Origin of the sequence: Halomonas elongata (genome assembly GCF_029081005.1) — a bacterium.
Lineage (GTDB): Bacteria > Pseudomonadota > Gammaproteobacteria > Pseudomonadales > Halomonadaceae > Halomonas > Halomonas elongata_B.
The window spans coordinates 69,440-85,491 of sequence record NZ_JAJQTQ010000005.1; the positions used below are offsets into that span (position 1 = coordinate 69,440).

General features: G+C 64.6%; 15 protein-coding genes. 6 read left to right on the plus strand and 9 right to left on the minus strand.

Translation table 11 applies throughout. The features are described from left to right. The first annotated feature begins 74 nt into the window (after nucleotides 1-74). Nucleotides 75-2,024, plus strand: a complete 1,950-nt coding sequence (locus LU493_RS05255) for an FAD-binding monooxygenase (RefSeq protein WP_275286745.1) — start codon at nucleotides 75-77, stop codon at nucleotides 2,022-2,024. 81 nt (nucleotides 2,025-2,105) lie between these two features. Next, entirely contained in the window at nucleotides 2,106-2,576 is a 471-nt protein-coding gene (locus LU493_RS05260) for a MarR family winged helix-turn-helix transcriptional regulator (protein WP_275286746.1), read from the plus strand. A 67-nt stretch (nucleotides 2,577-2,643) separates the two neighbouring features. Here LU493_RS05260 and pcaG read toward each other — a convergent pair whose 3' ends face one another. The 8 genes from pcaG to LU493_RS05300 all read right to left on the minus strand — a co-directional run bounded on the left by pcaG (nucleotide 2,644) and on the right by LU493_RS05300 (nucleotide 11,008). Further along, a complete protein-coding gene (gene pcaG / locus LU493_RS05265) occupies nucleotides 2,644-3,276 on the minus strand; it encodes a protocatechuate 3,4-dioxygenase subunit alpha (RefSeq protein WP_275286747.1) in 633 nt (210 codons plus the stop codon). Between the two features lie 14 nt (nucleotides 3,277-3,290). Further along, nucleotides 3,291-4,022, minus strand: coding sequence for a protocatechuate 3,4-dioxygenase subunit beta (gene pcaH / locus LU493_RS05270; protein WP_275286748.1), 732 nt, complete (start codon nucleotides 4,020-4,022; stop codon nucleotides 3,291-3,293). A gap of 199 nt (nucleotides 4,023-4,221) precedes the next feature. Beyond that, nucleotides 4,222-5,133: a pca operon transcription factor PcaQ gene (gene pcaQ, locus LU493_RS05275; RefSeq protein WP_275286749.1), complete on the minus strand. Its 912-nt coding sequence runs from the start codon at nucleotides 5,131-5,133 to the stop codon at nucleotides 4,222-4,224. A 180-nt stretch (nucleotides 5,134-5,313) separates the two neighbouring features. Next, nucleotides 5,314-6,513, minus strand: a complete 1,200-nt coding sequence (locus LU493_RS05280; protein WP_275286750.1) for an alpha/beta fold hydrolase — start codon at nucleotides 6,511-6,513, stop codon at nucleotides 5,314-5,316. A gap of 39 nt (nucleotides 6,514-6,552) precedes the next feature. Continuing rightward, entirely contained in the window at nucleotides 6,553-7,761 is a 1,209-nt protein-coding gene (pcaF, locus tag LU493_RS05285) for a 3-oxoadipyl-CoA thiolase (protein WP_275286751.1), read from the minus strand. A 57-nt stretch (nucleotides 7,762-7,818) separates the two neighbouring features. Continuing rightward, nucleotides 7,819-8,607 carry a CoA-transferase subunit beta gene (locus tag LU493_RS05290; protein ID WP_275286752.1) on the minus strand — a complete coding sequence of 263 codons (789 nt, stop codon included), beginning with the start codon at nucleotides 8,605-8,607 and terminating at the stop codon, nucleotides 7,819-7,821. Continuing rightward, a complete protein-coding gene (locus LU493_RS05295; protein WP_275286753.1) occupies nucleotides 8,607-9,425 on the minus strand; it encodes a CoA transferase subunit A in 819 nt (272 codons plus the stop codon). The genes LU493_RS05290 and LU493_RS05295 overlap by 1 nt, the downstream gene beginning before the upstream one ends. Nucleotides 9,426-9,640: 215 nt before the next feature. Then, a complete protein-coding gene (locus LU493_RS05300; RefSeq protein WP_275286754.1) occupies nucleotides 9,641-11,008 on the minus strand; it encodes a class-II fumarase/aspartase family protein in 1,368 nt (455 codons plus the stop codon). A gap of 155 nt (nucleotides 11,009-11,163) precedes the next feature. Between LU493_RS05300 and LU493_RS05305 the strand changes: the two genes are divergently transcribed. The 3 genes from LU493_RS05305 to LU493_RS05315 are packed head-to-tail and all read left to right on the plus strand — an operon-like array spanning nucleotide 11,164 to nucleotide 13,793. Further along, nucleotides 11,164-11,943 carry an IclR family transcriptional regulator domain-containing protein gene (locus tag LU493_RS05305; RefSeq protein WP_275286755.1) on the plus strand — a complete coding sequence of 260 codons (780 nt, stop codon included), beginning with the start codon at nucleotides 11,164-11,166 and terminating at the stop codon, nucleotides 11,941-11,943. A 57-nt stretch (nucleotides 11,944-12,000) separates the two neighbouring features. Continuing rightward, complete coding sequence (locus tag LU493_RS05310; RefSeq protein WP_275286756.1) at nucleotides 12,001-12,780, plus strand: IclR family transcriptional regulator; 780 nt, start codon at nucleotides 12,001-12,003, stop codon at nucleotides 12,778-12,780. Nucleotides 12,781-12,833: 53 nt separating this feature from the next. Next, on the plus strand, nucleotides 12,834-13,793 hold the full coding sequence (locus LU493_RS05315) for an AEC family transporter (protein WP_275286757.1): 960 nt from the start codon (nucleotides 12,834-12,836) through the stop codon (nucleotides 13,791-13,793). 52 nt (nucleotides 13,794-13,845) lie between these two features. On the opposite strand, the gene LU493_RS05320 is transcribed toward LU493_RS05315, so the two are convergent. Beyond that, nucleotides 13,846-14,778, minus strand: coding sequence for a LysR family transcriptional regulator (locus LU493_RS05320; protein WP_275286758.1), 933 nt, complete (start codon nucleotides 14,776-14,778; stop codon nucleotides 13,846-13,848). A 144-nt stretch (nucleotides 14,779-14,922) separates the two neighbouring features. Here LU493_RS05320 and LU493_RS05325 point away from each other — a divergent pair, with 144 nt between their 5' ends. Next, nucleotides 14,923-15,981 (plus strand): SDR family oxidoreductase, encoded by a 1,059-nt coding sequence (locus LU493_RS05325; protein WP_275286759.1) that lies wholly within the window; start codon nucleotides 14,923-14,925, stop codon nucleotides 15,979-15,981. Nucleotides 15,982-16,052: the final 71 nt, after the last annotated feature.

Genomic DNA, 16,052 nt, shown 5'->3' on the forward strand with positions numbered 1-16,052 from the left:
ACGTCTCATTGCCTTGCCACCCATCAATCACAATACTGATCATCACAATAGTGATAAATGATTAAAGGTGACCCATGCAATTCCATCTCGATGGCTTCCGGACCGGCGATCCAAGCATTCACGAGCCCGCCGAGACACTGGCCAACTCGGATGCGCTGCCACCGGAGGTGGATGTGCTGATCGTCGGCTGTGGCCCGGCGGGCTTGACCCTGGCATCGCAACTGTCGGCCTTCCCCGGCATCACGACACGCATCGTCGAGCAGAAGGAAGCTCCTCTGACACTCGGCCAGGCAGACGGGATCGCCTGCCGCAGCATGGAAATGTTCGAGGCCTTCGGTTTCAGCGAACGCGTCCTCAAGGAGGCCTATTGGGTCAACGAAACGACCTTCTGGAAGCCCGACACGCAACATCGCGAGACCATCGTGCGCAGCGGTCAGATACAAGATACCGAGGATGGCCTCTCCGAATTCCCCCATGTCATCCTCAACCAGGCGCGCGTTCATGACTTCTTCCTCAGCACGATGCGCGACTCGCCCAGCCGACTGACGCCGAACTACTCGCGTCGCCTGATCGACATGACGATCGATCCCGACCTCTCCCGGGCGGTAACGCTCGACGCGACCGACTATCCGGTCACCGTGACGCTGGAGCGTTCCGATCCGGCGCACCGGGGCGAGGTGGAAACCGTGCGCGCCCGCTATGTGGTCGGCTGCGACGGCGCCCGCAGTACGGTCAGGAAATCACTCGGGCGATCTCTGAACGGCGACTCCGCCAATCAGGCCTGGGGGGTCATGGATGTCCTCGCGGTCACCGACTTCCCGGATATCCGCAAGAAATCGGCAATCCACTCCGCCAACGAAGGCAATATCCTGATCATCCCTCGTGAAGGCGGCTACCTCGTGCGCCTGTATATCGAGCTGGACAAGCTCAGGACCGATGAACGGGTCGCCAACCGCCATATCACCTCGGATCAACTGGTCGCTGCGGCGCAGCGCATCCTGCACCCCTATACGCTGGACGTGAAGGAGATCGCCTGGTGGTCGGTGTACGAGATCGGCCAACGGCTATGCGACAAGTTCGACGATGTCCCCGCAGACCAGGTATCAACGCGCATCCCGCACGTCTTCATCGCCGGGGATGCCTGCCATACCCACAGCCCCAAGGCGGGCCAGGGCATGAACGTCTCGATGCGCGACACTTTCAACCTGGGCTGGAAACTGGCCGCCGTGTTGCAGGGCCGATCCACGCCGGAACTTCTGCACACCTACACCACGGAACGGCAGACCGTCGCCCGGGAATTGATCGACTTCGATCGTGAATTCGCCAGGATGTTCAGCGCCCCTCCCAAGGGCTCCCCGGAGGACAAGGGCGATGGTGTGGACCCGGCAGCATTCCAGCAATACTTCGTCCAGCAGGGCCGCTTCACTGCCGGAACGGCGATTCAGTACTATCCCTCGTTGATTTCCGCCGAACCCGTTCACCAGCATCTCGCCAAGGGCCTGGAAATCGGCAAACGCTTCCACTCCGCCCCGGTCATCCGACTGGCGGACGCCAGGCCTCTGCACCTCGGGCATGTCGTCAAGGCAGATGGCCGTTGGCGTCTGTTTGCCTTCTCCGGCAACGAGGATCCCGCGGCTCCCGATTCGGGGCTTCGCTCGCTGTGCGAGTTCCTCGAGGCGTCACCCGACTCGCCGATCAGGCGCTATACACCGACGCATGCCGACATCGATGCCGTGATCGACCTGCGCGCCATCTGCCAGCAAGGATTCCGCGATCTTTCCCTGGACGCCTTCCCGCACTTGCTGTGGCCCGCCAAGGGCCACTACGGACTGCATGACCACGAGAAAGTGTTCTGCCCGGACACGAAGGGCGACCATGACATCTTCGACATGCGCGGCATCGACCGTGAACGGGGCTGCATGGTGCTCGTGCGCCCGGACCAGCACATCGCGCATGTACTGCCGCTCGATGCCCATGAGGCCCTGGCCAGGTTCTTCGCCGGTTTCATGATCGACGCGAACTGATCCACGATGCCGCAAACCGCCGGACCGGCGGCACCTGCTACAATCCGCCGGTCGCTTCATTTATTGCCTCGAGTAGCTCCCATGACCGACTCCCCCCTCTCCCAGGCCAATGCTCTGCCCGGCAACCTCCTGAGGCGCTGCCATCAGATCAGCGTGGCCATTTTCCTGCGCAAGTGCGAGGCCTACCAGTTGACCCAACTGCAGTACGTGATGCTTTCGGCTCTGGAAGAGATGGGCTCGATCGACCAGATCACCCTGGGCCGGCATACGGCACTGGACCGCAACACCGTGGCCGTGGTGGTCCGAAAGCTGGAAGAGCGTGGTCTGGTCTCCCGCCGGCGCCGTCCGGAAGACCGTCGTTCCATGCTGGTCACGATCACCGGGGAAGGACGGCAACTGCGCCATCGGGTCGAGGCAACCGTCGCCGAAGTGCAGGACGAGATCCTGGCGCCTCTCGAGGAGGCGGAAAAGACCCAGCTCTGCCGGCTTCTGCAGCGCCTCGCCGATGGCAACAACGCACACAGTCGTGTGCCGATCCAGCCAGCCGGTTGACCGGTCTGGCCATGGAAACCTGCGGGCCCCGCAGGCTCGGGGCCCGAGTCATCGTCATGATGCCCGCTCAGAAATCGAAGAACACCGTCTCGCCCTCACCCTGAAGGCGGATGTCGAGGCGGTAACGCACCTTGTCGTCGACCTCCTCGCGCTTGGCGATCAAGGTCCGACGGCGCGCCGGCGACTCGATGGCACCCAGTACGGGACAGGCGGCATTGGCCTCCCCCTCGTCCTCGAAATAGAGACGGGTCTGCAGATGAATATTGATGCCCCGAGCGAAGATCGCCAGGTTGATGTGCGGCGCCATCACCTTGCCATCGCCGCGAGCCACTGCACCGGGCTTGATGGTGGTCAGCGACCATTCGCTGTTGCCATCGGCAGTGGTGGCGGTACGGCCAAAGCTGTTGAACGCATTCTGCAGGTCGAATGCCGGCTGATACTGGCCTCGGGCATCGGCCTGCCAGGCTTCCAGCAGGGCATCGCGTACCAGGTCACCGTTACCGTCGATCACGGTACCGACCACCTCGATGAACTCGCCCTCGGCCTCGGGCGTGGCCATCCGGTTCCAGACTTCCTCATCGCGCTCGGGCAGGCCGGCCACATCCAGGGCCAGACCGATGTGCACATAAGGCCCGGCGGTCTGGGAGGCGGTCTCGCGCAGTATCAGCTCGCTGCAGGGCTGGGAATTCGGCTGTCGCATGGTCTCGGCTCCCCTCATTGATTCTCGAAGTAGGTCTGCAGCTCGCCCCGTACCACCAGGTCGAAACGATAGGCCAGGCAGTCCATGGGACGACTGCGCGCCATGTCGAGACGGCCGGTCATGGTCTCGACGGCCTCGGGGTCCTTGAGCGTCTGCACGATCGGACAGATCGGAATCAGCGGATCACCCTCGAAATACATCTGGGTCACCAGGCGGGTAGAAATCGACGGGCCCATCACCGACACATGGATATGCGCCGGGCGCCAGGTATTGATGCCATTGCCCCAGGGATAGGGGCCGGGCTTGATGGTGCGAAAGCGGTACCAGCCCTGCTCGTCGGTGAGACAGCGCCCCACGCCACCGAAGTTGGGGTCCAGTGGCGCCAGGTAGCCATCCTTCTTGTGGCGATAACGGCCACCGGCGTTGGCCTGCCACATTTCCACCAGGGTATGCGGTACCGGCTTGCCGAACTGATCGACCACCCGGCCGAACAGGATCATGCGCTCGCCTACCGGCAAGCCATCCTGCCCCTGACCCTGTCGATAGTTCATCAACAGGTCGTTGTCGTAGCGCCCCATGCGCAGCTGGCGAAAATCCGGCCCGGTCAGTTCGGAGACGCTGGATGTCTGCAGACTGACCAGTGCCTGGCTAGGCGAGCGGGGCACGGATGTCTTGTAACCGGGGGCATAGGCCGGTGGATGCCAGTCACGGTCGCGCTCCACGAAGCGTTTATTATCGTCTTGCATCTTGGTGTCTCTTGCTGGCTGACGGAAGGCGACGCACCGCACTGCGTGGCACGTCGGCCGATGATGGCAGTGTGGCGCCTGGCCGCAAGGCTGCCAATTGACGTCTCGACGAGAGGTCATAACCCAGGAGTTATGACATCAGAGCCCCATCGAGGTCGGTCTGAAGGCTTGTCGAGCGCATGCAGTCGTCGGTTGAAGTTCAGCGCTCGGCGGCCACTTCGCGCAATACCTCGCAGAAGGCCTCCAGCGCCAGAGAGGGCTCCATGCTGGCATTGGTGCATAACCCCACCGAGCCGCCCTGCTCTTCCAGCGGCAACGCCAGCTCGATGACGTGTCCTGCTTCCAGGTCGTCGATCACCGCCTCTCTCGGGGCTACCCAGATGGCATCACCCTCCTGCGTGTAGCGGTGGCTGATCGGCAGCGACAGGGTTTCCAGCAACTGACCGGGCAAATCCAGCGAATGGCGCACGCAGAAACTATCGACCTGCTGGCGCAGTGTGGTCTGCGGTGGCGGCAACACCCAGGGGAACTCGACCAGTCGACCGGGCGCCAGAGGGGTGACGCCGGCCAAGGGGTGACCAGTGCGCACCACCAGCACCAACGGCTCGTAGTAGAGATGCTCGAAGGTCAGGTCACGAATCTCGCGCGCCTCGGTCATGCGCCCTACCACCAGATCAAGTTCGCCGAGACGCAGTTGCGAGAGCAGGAAAGCACTGCGCCCGGCCACCACCTTGACGCCGACCTCCGCCGCCTCGTTTTCCTGCCAGCGGCGGATGGCCTCGGGCAACAATCGACTCTCCACGGTGGACAGCGCCCCGATACGCAGCCAGTGCCCCCGATGGGTGTCGCTCACCGCCGTCACACCTTCCTCCAGCGCACGAATCGCCGGCCCGGCATGACGCAGGAAGGTCAGCCCGGCCTGGGTCAGCGCCACGCCCTGGGCGCTGCGCTCGAACAGCTCGGCGCCCAGCGTCTCCTCGAGCTCACGGATGGTCTTGGAGATCCCGGGTTGGCTGATCGCCAGGCCATCGGCGGCGCGTGCGAAGCTGCGCCGCTTGGCAACCTCGAGGAAGGCCTGCAGGTGACGCAGCTTGATACGTGAACTCAGCATCCTGGCCTCCCTCTTCTCGCGCCCCGATTCATGTCCCACCTCCTCGACTTACGCCAGAACCTAGCCCGGCTCGCCAGGATGCCATATCGCATCCTGAAAACATCCAGAGGCTCGCGGAGATGTGTCTGAGTCGCGTCGCGAGCGAAGAGAGGCTGGTCGCCACCGGAGCGCAGCAGCGAGTCAGGGCGTCTCCCCTCCCCAGCCCAGCTGCTTGGCCAGCGCGAAGGCATGGTTGGCCGCCGGCACGCCGCCGTAGACCGCCACGTGCATCAGCACCTGGCGCAGCTGGGCCTCGCTGAGGCCGATGCGCTTGGCGGTCTTGAGGTGCAGCTCCAGCTCCTCGCGGCCCAGGGCGGCGAGGATGCCGGTGGTGATCATGCTGCGCTCGGCGCGGGTCAGGTCCTCGTTGCCCCACAGCTCGCCCCAGGCCAGGCGGGTGATCATCTGCTGGAAGGGCGCATCCAGGCTGTTGGCGTTCTCGGTGGAGCGCGCCACGTGGGCCTCGCCCAGCACCTGCTTGCGGGTCTCGAGGCCCTCGTCATAGGACACGCCCTGCTCACCGACCCACGAGCGGTCCGCGGCCATCCACAGCAGCAACCGTTTGGCGAACGCCGCGGAGACCTCCACCGAGGGCACATGGCCGACGGCCTCGAGCACCTCCAGTGGCGCGCCGTCGCACTCGGCGGCCAGGGCCTGCAGGGTCTCGGGCGGGGTCGCCATGTCCTCGCTGCCGCCCAGCAGGTGGACGTCGACTCCCTCCGGCCCAGTGCGGCCACCCTTGAGCTGGCCACGGAAGTCGCTGTGGCCGAGCATCTCGCACAGTCGGGCATAGCTCTCGCCGTCGGTGCGCGCCATCTGGACGCACCAGCCACTCTCCAGGGCCGGGTCGCGCTCGATGAGGCCGGCGGCGAACCAGCGCGGCACGATCTCGCCGGCCATCGCCGCCAGGCCCTCGTCGCGCACGCGGCCGGCGCGGGTATTCCACATCTCGGCGTTGCCGATCACCGCCCCGGTGTTGGTCAGGGTCGCCGACAGCAGTCGCTCGGCGTGGGCCTTGAGCAACTGCTGGCCGACCACGCCGCCGATGGAGGTGCCGACGAAGTGGAAGCGTGCCGCGCCGGCGCGCTCGGCCAGGGCCAGGGCCTCGGCGGCGAGCGCCTCGGGGGTGATCTCGCTGCCGTCGGCCGGCCAGGCCTCACTGGCGCCGTGCCCGGGCAGATCCCAGGTCAGCACCCGATAGCGCGGCAGCAGCGACGCCAGCACGTCGTCCCACACCGCCTGGGTCATGCCCAGCGGATGGGCCAGGACCACCAGTGGATTGGCCTCGGCGCCCAGCAGGCGATAGGCCACACTGCGGCCCTCGATATTCAGAAATGCCATTCGATCTCTCCCCTCTTATCTCTTCCCTCTTCTATCCCGTTACGCCCGCTCGATCAGCGTGGCGATGCCCTGCCCCACGCCGACACACATGGTGCACAGCGCATAGCGCTTGCCGGTCTTCTGGAGCTCGTGGGCGGCGGTCATCAGCAATCGTGCGCCTGACATGCCCAGCGGATGGCCCAGGGCGATGGCGCCGCCGTTGGGGTTCACGCGCGGGTCGTCATCCTCGAGACCCAGGTCGCGCATGCAGGCGAGTGCCTGGGCGGCAAAGGCCTCATTGAGCTCGATGACGTCGATCTCGTCGAGGGAGACACCGGTGCGCTCGAGCAGACGACGCACCGCGGGCACCGGGCCATAGCCCATGATACGCGGCTCGACGCCGGCGGTGGCCATGCCGACGATCCTGGCCATCGGCGTCAGGCCGTGCTGCTCCATCGCCGCCTGGCTGGCCACCAGCATTGCCGCGGCGCCATCGTTGACCCCGGAGGCGTTGCCCGCGGTGACGCTACCGCCTTCCGCCTTGAAGGGCGTCGGCAGCTTGGCGAGCTTCTCGACGGTGGTGCCGGCGCGCGGGTGCTCGTCGGTATCGAAGACCAGCGGTTCCTGCTTGCGGCGCGGGATCTCGATGGCGACGATCTCCTCGGCAAAGCGGCCGGTGTGCTGGGCCTCGGCGACCTTGGCCTGGGAACGCGCCGCGAAGGTGTCCTGGTCCTCCCGGGAGATGGCGAACTGCTCGGCCACGTTCTCGGCGGTCTCGGGCATCGAATGGGTGTCGTAGACCTGCTTCATCAGCGGATTGACGAAGCGCCAGCCAATGGTAGTGTCCTCGATCTGCTGGCCACGAGCGTAGGCGCTCTCGGCCTTGCCCATCACATAGGGCGCCCGGGACATGGACTCCACGCCGCCGGCCAGCGCCAGGTCCATCTCGCCGGCCTTGATGGCGCGGAAGGCGGTACCCACGGCATCCATGCCCGAGCCACACAGGCGATTCAGGGTAGTGCCGGGCACCGAGGGCGGCAGGCCGGCCAGAAGCGACGACATGCGGGCGACATTGCGGTTGTCCTCCCCGGCCTGGTTGGCACAGCCCATGAAGACTTCCTCGATCGCCGCGGGCTCCAGCCGAGGCGTCTCGGCCAGCACGGCCTTGAAGATATCGGCGGCCAGGTCGTCGGGACGTACGCCGGCCAGGGTGCCGCCGAAGCGGCCGATGGCACTACGGCGCGGATGACAGAGATAGACGTCGGTCATGGCAAGACTCCTTGATCGCCCCGGCGCAGCCGGGACGACGATGTCGTTGGCGGCGGCTTACTGGCCGGCGTGGGCCCGGGCGGTCCGATCCTTGAGCTCGCGCAACACCTCGAGCTCGCGGGCGCCGGGCTCCGGGGTGCTCTCCAGGGCCTCGGCGAAGCGAATCTCCCAGCCGGTGGCCTCCTGGACCTGCTCGGCGGTCACACCCGGGTGCAGCGATACCACCACCAGTTCCTTTGTCTCCGGGTCCGGCTTCATCACGCACAGGTCGGTGATGACCCGGGTCGGGCCACGGCCGATGTTGGGCACGCCGTCGCGGGCCTTGCCGTCGCGGCCGAACCCCAGGGTGGTGACGAAGTCGACCTCATCAACGAAGGTGCGCCTGGAGTGCTTGAGGGTGATGAAGACCTCCCCCGCATTCGTTGCAATTTCGGGGGCCCCGCCTCCGCCCGGCAGACGTACCTTGGGGGAGGTGTAATCGCCGATCAGGGTGGTGTTGAGGTTGCAGTAGCGGTCGATCTGGGCGGTGCCGAGGAAGCCGACGTCGATCTTGCCGCCCTGCAGCCAGTAGCGGAACATCTCCGGCACCGAGACGGTGGTCAGCGCGGTCTCGCACAGCTCGCCGTCGCCGATCGACAGCGGCAGCACCTCGGGCTTGGTCTGCAGGGTGCCGGACTCGTAGATCAATACCACGTCCGGGGCATGGGTCAGGCGCGCCAGGTTGGCGGCCTCGGACGGCAAGCCGATACCGACGAAGCACGTCATCCCGTTCTCCAGCGCCCGCGCGGCGGTCACGGTCATCATCTCGCCGGCGGTGTAATCCAGGCTCTTCTCGACAGCACTCATCAGGCGTTCCCCCCTGCGTTCATGACATTGTCGTCGATCCACTTGGTGAACGTATCGCGGTCGCGCGCGATGGTATCCCACTCCTTGTAGAAGTGGTTGTCGCGTGGGTAGTAGCCATGTGCGTAGGACGGCAGCGAGCCCTTCTCGGCGACGCTGATGGCATCGATGGCCCAGCCCGGGATCACGCAGGCATTGGGATGGGTATCGAGGTCGTCGACGATCTCCTCGACGGTGACGATGCTGTGCCTGGCGGCCAGCACGGCCTCCTTCTGCACGCCGACGATGCCCTCGACCAGGACGTTGCCGGCGCGGTCGGCCTTCTGGGCGTGGACGATGGAGACATCCGGGCGCACGGACGGGACCGCGGCCAGGCGCTCACCGGTGAAGGGGCACTCGATGAACTTGATCTGGTCGTTGACGTTGGGCAGCTCGCTGCCCACATAGCCACGCAGTACGGCCAGCGGCAGCCCGGCGGCCCCGGCCTCGAAGGCGCACGCCATGGCGGCGTGGCTGTGCTCGAGGATCTCGACCTGGTGCGGCCAGCCCTTCTCGACGGCATCGCGCAGACGGTGCAACGACCCGACCCCCGGGTTACCGCCCCAGGAGAAGATCACCTTCTTCGCGCAACCGGCACCGATCAGTTGGTCATAGACCAGGTCCGGCGTCATGCGGATCAGCGTCAGGTCGCGCTTGCCCTGGCGGATGAGTTCGTGCCCGGCGGCAAAGGGAATCAGATGGGTAAAGCCTTCCATGGCCACGGTGGCACCGTCTTCGACGTAACGTGACACCGCATCATGCAGGCTGAGGATCTCGGCCATGATGGATCGCCTCTGGTTGAATCACGCACCGGCGCTTTTCGAAACGCCTGTCGGGCGGCGAAGGTCACCACCCAGCAAGGTGCGCTTTACGAACATAGGTTTGTTATGCGAACAAAATAATCCGGCATTCACGGCCCGTCAAATAGGCAAGAAAAATGGGGGCAGGTATTCCCTGCCCCCATCACGGACGTCTCTTTCACTGAATTTTCAGTTGCTTACCCACCTTCCAGCCAGTCACGAGCACGCGACACCTGTGCCTGGCTGCTACCAAGGTATAAGGCTGGATCCGTAGCGGCCTCGAGGTCCACACGCGCGATCCCGGCCGCCAAGTCGCCGTGGCGGGAAGCCAGCAGTGCCTCGAGGACCTCGGCGTAGTCACGGCCCTGACGACGCGCCTGGTCCGCCGCCTCTGCCGCCAGCACCTTGGCTTGCTCCGCCCCCAGATGCGGCGTCAGCAGTCTGGTGACCGGCTCGGCCATGATCGCACCGCCGGTTATCCTGAGATTGCGTTGCATGGCCTCGTCATGCACCTCAAGCCCCTCCAGCAACACGGCGGCCTGTTCGAGGACACCCTCCAGCAACAGCGCGCTGTCGACCAGTGGTGCCCATTCGGCATGCCACTCCCCCAGCCCGCGCTCCAGCGGCTGGGCCGTGGCATTGAGGATGACCGAGGTATGCCCGTGGATCTGGCGACAGGCTCCCCGGATCATCGCGCAGCGTACCGGGTTGCGCTTGTGAGGCATGGACGATGACTCTCCCATGCCTTCCCCGGCGGGCTCGGCCACCTCACCGACTTCGGTCTGGGTCATCAGTGACACGTCCAGCGCCATCTTCTCGGCGGCGCCGGCCACGGCATCTAAGGCCGTCGCCAGGGCATGGATCGGCTGACGGTCGGTGTGCCAGGGCAGCACTGGTGCCGACAGCCCGAGCCGCTCGGCCAGGCCGTCCATGACGGTGAGCCCCAGGGCCTCCCAGCCCGGCCCGTCTAAACCAGAGTGCACCCCCACGGCACCACCGAACTGCACGGGAAGCCCCGGCTCGGCCAATGCGGCGAGGCGCCGCCGCGCCTGCTCGAGACCCAGCGCCCAGTGGGCCACCTTGACGCCGAAGGTGATCGGCAGCGCCTGCTGCATCAGGGTACGCCCGACCATGGGCGTTTTTTCATGGGCACGCATCAGCGACAGCGCCACCCGTCGACAGCGCGAAAGCAGTGAGTCCAGGCTGTGCAAACGTGGCATCAACATGGCCATCAAGGCAGAATCGATCACATCCTGGCTGGTCGCGCCGAGATGCCAGTAGGGCTTGAGATCATCGGGGAGCGCGGCCCGCCCGGCCTTGACGAAAGGAATGGCGGCATTACCCCCACTGGCGACGCCCTCGGCGATCGCCCGCCGATCGAAGTCCTGGCCTTCCAAGTGCTCTCGCATGCGTTCGGCGGTACCGGCGGGAATGGCCCCTTCGGCCTCCTGGGTCTCGGCCAGGGCCAGTTCGAAAGCCAGCATGGCGCGAACGAAGTCCTCGTCACGACATGTGGCCAGGCCACTCTGGCTCATGAAAGGATGCTGGATCAGGGCGTCGGACATGGCAGGCTCTCCACTGGCGGGCACAACCGACCTCGAAGCAGGGTCGGTTCATCCCTTGACATAAGTCGTACAAGTGTTCGCAATTCGAACAGATATGCTAGATTGGTGACGAGTGACCTAGCAAGTCGACATGAACCCTCTGCGAAGACACGCCCATGCAAGACGAGACACTGACAGCCGATGATCGCGACTTCGTGACGGCATTGGCCAGCGGCCTGGAAGTCATCCAGGCCTTCGACGAAGACACCCCGCGCATGACGCTGAGCGAGGTCGCCGCCAAGACGGACATGAATCGGGCCCGCGCCCGCCGTTTCCTGCTGACGCTCCATGCCCTGGGTTATGTCCGCAAGCAGCAACGCCACTTCGAGCTCGCCCCAAAGGCACTACAGCTGGGCTATGCCTTCCTGTCGGCCAACAACTACCGCTCGGTGATCCAGCAATATCTGGAAGACATCACCGCCGAGATCGGCGAATCCTCGTCGCTGGGGGTGCTGGACGGCAACGAAGTGATTTACGTGGCCCGCTCTTCCGCCAAGCATAGACTGATGGCGATCACCCTGTCGGTCGGCACACGCCTGCCGGCGGCCTATACCTCGATGGGACGTGTGCTGCTGTCGCAGTTGCCGGATGAGGAACTGGCCCGCTACCTCGAACAGGTGAAGCTCGAACCCCATACCGAGCGCTCCATCACCGACACGGCCCAGTTGCGCAACTGTCTCGAACAGGTACGCCAACAGGGTTACAGCATCGTCGATCAGGAACTGGACCCGGGTCTGCGCTCCCTGGCCGTACCGGCCTTCGATGCCAACGGCAAACTGCTTGGCGCCATCAACATCAGCACCAACGCCGCACGCATCGACTTCGACACCCTGACCCAATCGTTTCTGCCGCTGCTGCAGGACAAGGTGCAGTTGATCCAGACCCATGTCAGCTGAGCGCCACACACATCCTGACAGAAGCAACGTTCTCCCGGCCGCTTACAGGAACCTCCCATGGCATCAAGCTTGATCGAGCGCACCCTCGGCGTGCTGGACGCCCTGTCCGGCGACGTACGCGGGCTTCCGCTGCAGACCATTGCCGAACGGCTGGCAATTCCCAAGAGTGCCGCGCATCGAATCTGCCAGGAACTGATCCGCCTGGGCTATGTGCGCCAGGAACCGCTCAGTTCCCACTACCAGCTCACCACGCGCCTGGTCGCCATGGGCAGCCGTTTCCTGGCCAGCAGTGGAGCCCCCGACGTGATCCAGCCGATCCTCGACCGGCTGGCCGAGGAATCCGGCGAACTGGTCCGCCTGGGCATCATCGAAGGGCAGCGTCAGGTCTGGATCGCCAAGGCCCAGGGAGCTCGTTCCGGCCTGCGCTATGATCCAGACATGGGGCGCGAGGCACCGCTCTACTACACCGCCTCGGGCCATGCCTGGCTGGCCAGCCTCAGCAACGAAGAAGCGCTCGCCCTGGTCGAAACCCAGGGCATCGGCGACCCGGACAACTTCGGCCCCCAGGCACCACGCTCCCATGCCGAGCTCATCGAGTGTCTAAACCGGACTCGAACCCACGGCTACAGCTGGCAGGTGGAACACGTCGGGATCGGCACGGCGGCACTGGCCGTCGTGGTGTCCCATCCGCTCGACGGTCACGTATTGGGGACACTGAGCGTTGCCGGGCCCAGCGTGCGCCTCAGCGAACCGCGTATGCACCGCCTGGCACCGGAGCTGCTGCGAGCCGCCGAGGAATTGTCACAGGCCTGGCTGTCCTCGCGACTGTTCACCTGATTCCATCGCCCTGTCCCCTCACCTGCCCCATCGCACGACGGCAAGGAGGCCCTGTGCTCGAGATCCTCGTCATCACCACCCCGATCTTCCTGATCATCGGCCTCGGCTACCTGGCCCGGGCAGGCCGCCTCATCGACCATGAGGCGCTCAAGGGCATCGGTACCTTCGTCATGTACTTCGCGTTGCCGGCACTGGTCATCCGCGCCCTGACCCAGAACCCCCTGGAGGAGGTCTTCGACCCCCACTACCTGCTGGCCTACGGCGCGGGCTCGCTGGCGGTGTTCGGCCTCGGTCTGGCGCTCACCCTGGGTCTGGAGCGCAAGACGCTGGCCGCCGGGGCCATCCAGTCCCTCGGCATGTCGGCCTCCAACAGCGGCTTCATCGGCTACCCGGTGGCGGCCATGGCGCTGGGGCCGCCCGCGGCGGTCTTCCTGGCCCTGAACATGCTGATCGAGAACCTGCTGATCATCCCGCTGGCCCTAATCCTGGCCGAACTGGGTCACCAGACCGGCAATGGCCTGCGCGAGACGCTGCGCCAGACGGGACTGCGCCTGGTGCGCAATCCCATCCTCATCGGGCTCGCGATCGGCGTGTTGCTGGCCGCGACGGGCCAGCCTCTGCCCCGCTCCCTGGCCAAGGTCGTCGACATGCTGGCCGGGGCCGCTGGCCCCGCCGCCCTGTTCGTGATCGGCGGCTCGCTGTTCGGCCTGCGCGTCCAGGGCATGGCGCTGGACATGGGACAGATCGCCGTCGGCAAGCTGGTGCTGCACCCATTGGCGGTGCTCGGCGTCTTCCTACTGCTGCCGGACGTCGATCCCCTGCTGATCACCGGCGCCTTGCTATTCGCATGCGCGCCGATGATCAGCGTCTATCCGCTGTTCGGTCAGCGCTTCGGTCTCGGCGACATCTGCGCCGCCACCCTGATGGTCAGCACCTTGGCGTCCTTCGTGACCATCAGCCTGGTTCTGTGGCTGACGCGTCATAGCGGCCTGTTCGTCCTTTCCACAGGTTAACTCGAAAGTGTGGCCCACGGCGGTACATGAATGTCCTTGAATATGATTCGGGCTATATCCTTTCCTGCCAGCGATCCCAAGGAGGGGAAGGCGACACCTCCTCGAGCAAAAAATCCATGAAGGCACGCACTTTGGGCGCCTTGAGTCGGCGTTCGGGGGTCAAGACATAAAGCTCGCGATGGCCGGGCATGACCTCACAGTGCCATGGCTCGAGCATTGCAACCAAAGCCCCAGTGGCCAACTCCTCAGCGAGCAGCCAGGTGGGAAACATGACCACCCCCTGGCCAAGAAGCGCCGCCCTCAGCAAGCTCTCGGCATCATTGCTGACGAGACTACCCTCGACCTCATGGGCAACTTCCTTCGTCCCATCGCCCTGCTGGAAATACCAGCGCTGGCGGCCCAGCTCTCCCTGATAGATCAGGCAGTCATGCTCGACAAGTGCCTCGGGAGCTTCCGGCCTTCCCCGCCTTGCCAGGTAGTCGGGTGACGCGGCGACGACGTAGTTCATCGGCGCCAGTTGCCGTGCAATCAGCGATGAATCGGATAAATTACCGACTCGGAAGGTAATGTCATGGCCTTCGCGCACCGGGTCGACGACGTGATCGCTCAACTGCAGCTCCGCCTTGATACCCGGGAAACGGCATTGAAAGCGATGAAGCAACGGCACGATCTGGCGCTGGCCGAGGGCCACCGGAGCATTGATGCGCAACACACCACTAGGTTCCGCCTGTGGTTGATTCAGCGCTTCGGTTGCCATGTCGAGGCGTTCGAGAATATCGCGCACCTCTTCGTAATAGCGCCAACCTGCCTCGGTCAGGGTGACAGCACGGGTGTGCCGATAAAGCAGCGGCTGCCCCACCGATTCTTCCAGTCCACGAATCTGTCGCGAGACTGATGATACTGCGCGGTGAAAATGGTGCGCGGCGGCGGTAAAGCTGCCGGTGGCGGCGACACGTTCGAATACACGCAAGGCGTTCAGGTCCATCGCATCAAGGCTCATTGTGTTGCGCTCTATGCAATAAAGATTTTCAATACTACCGATTGTAGCAACAGTTGCCCTCTATCAAACTGCACCCATCGATCTGGCGTGAAGCCGGATCTTCTCGAACTTCCAAGAGGGACAACGATCATGCGCAAAGGCACAGCACTCGTTGTGGGCGCCACCGGTATCACCGGCGGCAATCTGGCTTCTTATCTGGTTGCCAGCGGGTGGACCGTTTACGGTCTATCGCGCCGTGCCACCGAACAGAGCGGCGTGATTCCCGTTGCCGCCGATCTGTTGGACAAGCCGGCCACCGAGCAAGCGCTCGCCGGGCTGCCGATCACACACGTTTTCTACTGCACCTGGATTCGTCGCGACGACGAGAAGGCCAACGTCGAGGCCAACAGCGCGATGATGCGTCATCTGTTCGAAGCGCTCGATAGCGATAACCTGCAACATGCCTCGCTGGTGACCGGCACCAAACAGTATCTGGGGTCGTTCGAGGCCTATGGTAGCGGGCGTATCGAGACTCCGTTCCGCGAATCCGAGCCGCGCGTGCCGGGCGATAACTTTTACTACGCGTTGGAAGATGTACTGTTCGAGGCCGCCGAGAATCACGGCTTTGCCTGGAACGTGCACCGACCGCACACCGTGATCGGATATGCCCGCGGCAACGCCATGAACATGGGCACGACGATTGCCGTCTACGCATCGATCTGCAAGGCAACCGGCCAGCCCTTCGTGTTCCCGGGATCGCAGACTCAGTGGAATGCACTTACCGACATGACCGATGCGCTAGTGCTGGCACGGCAGATGGAATGGGCGGCGACCACGCCGGGCGCAGCGAATCAAGCCTTCAATACGGTCAATGGAGATGTCTTCCGCTGGCGCCGCATGTGGCATGAGATCGGCGAATACTTCGGCCTCGAGGTGGCTGACTGCCCCGAGACGCCGCAGCCGCTGGAGAATCAGATGGCCGACGCGGAATCGACCTGGCGCGAAATCGCCGCGAAGCACGATCTCGTCGAGCCGGACGTCGGCAAGCTGGCTTCCTGGTGGCACACCGATGCCGACCTGGGCCGCGATCAGGAATGTGTCAACGACACCACTAAGTCCCGCGACTTCGGCTTCGACCATTTCCGCGAGACACGCGGCGCCTTTTTTGATCTATTCGATCGGCTTCGCGCCGAGAAGATCATCCCCTGATATCAGGAAGACAGGATCGAGAAATGAGCCCGGTGCCAAATGGAGCCGGGCTTTTTTCTTATTTCGGCGGG

Coding starts and splice junctions, on each gene's coding strand:
- pcaF (WP_275286751.1), bottom strand. CDS start 7,761: ATGACCGACGTCTATCTCTGTCATCCGCGCCGTAGTGCCATCGGCCGC.
- LU493_RS05305 (WP_275286755.1), top strand. CDS start 11,164: ATGCAAGACGAGACACTGACAGCCGATGATCGCGACTTCGTGACGGCA.
- LU493_RS05280 (WP_275286750.1), bottom strand. CDS start 6,513: ATGGCATTTCTGAATATCGAGGGCCGCAGTGTGGCCTATCGCCTGCTG.
- LU493_RS05295 (WP_275286753.1), bottom strand. CDS start 9,425: ATGGCCGAGATCCTCAGCCTGCATGATGCGGTGTCACGTTACGTCGAA.
- pcaQ (WP_275286749.1), bottom strand. CDS start 5,133: ATGCTGAGTTCACGTATCAAGCTGCGTCACCTGCAGGCCTTCCTCGAG.
- LU493_RS05290 (WP_275286752.1), bottom strand. CDS start 8,607: ATGAGTGCTGTCGAGAAGAGCCTGGATTACACCGCCGGCGAGATGATG.
- LU493_RS05300 (WP_275286754.1), bottom strand. CDS start 11,008: ATGTCCGACGCCCTGATCCAGCATCCTTTCATGAGCCAGAGTGGCCTG.
- LU493_RS05310 (WP_275286756.1), top strand. CDS start 12,001: ATGGCATCAAGCTTGATCGAGCGCACCCTCGGCGTGCTGGACGCCCTG.
- pcaH (WP_275286748.1), bottom strand. CDS start 4,022: ATGCAAGACGATAATAAACGCTTCGTGGAGCGCGACCGTGACTGGCAT.
- LU493_RS05325 (WP_275286759.1), top strand. CDS start 14,923: ATGCGCAAAGGCACAGCACTCGTTGTGGGCGCCACCGGTATCACCGGC.
- LU493_RS05260 (WP_275286746.1), top strand. CDS start 2,106: ATGACCGACTCCCCCCTCTCCCAGGCCAATGCTCTGCCCGGCAACCTC.
- LU493_RS05320 (WP_275286758.1), bottom strand. CDS start 14,778: ATGGACCTGAACGCCTTGCGTGTATTCGAACGTGTCGCCGCCACCGGC.
- LU493_RS05255 (WP_275286745.1), top strand. CDS start 75: ATGCAATTCCATCTCGATGGCTTCCGGACCGGCGATCCAAGCATTCAC.
- pcaG (WP_275286747.1), bottom strand. CDS start 3,276: ATGCGACAGCCGAATTCCCAGCCCTGCAGCGAGCTGATACTGCGCGAG.